The organism is Actinacidiphila cocklensis, assembly GCF_907177275.1.
GTDB lineage: Bacteria > Actinomycetota > Actinomycetes > Streptomycetales > Streptomycetaceae > Actinacidiphila > Actinacidiphila cocklensis.
In genome coordinates, this window is the sequence record NZ_CAJSLV010000021.1 from 1 (window position 1) to 1,058 (window position 1,058).

Below are 1,058 nucleotides of genomic sequence, written 5' to 3' on the forward strand. Positions count from 1 at the left end.
CACTTCGGTGTGGCGAAGCTGAGAACTTAAGCGCCAGTAAACGGCGGTGGTAACTATAACCATCCTAAGGTAGCGAAATTCCTTGTCGGGTAAGTTCCGACCTGCACGAATGGCGTAACGACTTCTCGACTGTCTCAACCATAGGCCCGGTGAAATTGCACTACGAGTAAAGATGCTCGTTTCGCGCAGCAGGACGGAAAGACCCCGGGACCTTTACTATAGCTTGATATTGGTGTTCGGTTCGGCTTGTGTAGGATAGGTGGGAGACTTTGAAACATCGGCGCCAGCCGGTGGTGAGTCGTCGTTGAAATACCACTCTGGTCGTGCTGGATGTCTAACCTCGGTCCGTGATCCGGATCAGGGACAGTGTCTGGTGGGTAGTTTAACTGGGGCGGTTGCCTCCTAAAGGGTAACGGAGGCGCCCAAAGGTTCCCTCAGCCTGGTTGGCAATCAGGTGTTGAGTGTAAGTGCACAAGGGAGCTTGACTGTGAGACTGACGGGTCGAGCAGGTACGAAAGTAGGGACTAGTGATCCGGCGGTGGCTTGTGGAAGCGCCGTCGCTCAACGGATAAAAGGTACCCCGGGGATAACAGGCTGATCTTCCCCAAGAGTCCATATCGACGGGATGGTTTGGCACCTCGATGTCGGCTCGTCGCATCCTGGGGCTGGAGTCGGTCCCAAGGGTTGGGCTGTTCGCCCATTAAAGCGGTACGCGAGCTGGGTTTAGAACGTCGTGAGACAGTTCGGTCCCTATCCGCTGTGCGCGTAGGAGTCTTGAGAAGGGCTGTCCCTAGTACGAGAGGACCGGGACGGACGAACCTCTGGTGTGCCAGTTGTCCTGCCAAGGGCATGGCTGGTTGGCTACGTTCGGGAGGGATAACCGCTGAAAGCATCTAAGCGGGAAGCCTGCTTCGAGATGAGGGCTCCCACCCCCTTGAGGGGTTAAGGCTCCCAGTAGACGACTGGGTTGATAGGCCGGATGTGGAAGCCCTGTAAGGGGTGGAGCTGACCGGTACTAATAGGCCGAGGGCTTGTCCTCAGTTGCTCGCGTCCACTGT

The 1,058-nt window shown here is 56.6% G+C and carries 1 rRNA gene; it reads left to right on the forward strand.

Features of this window, described 5'->3' with window-relative positions:
* A 23S ribosomal RNA gene (locus tag NFU81_RS03790) occupies window positions 1–1,039 on the forward strand; the annotation flags it as partial.
* Window positions 1,040–1,058: the final 19 nt, after the last annotated feature.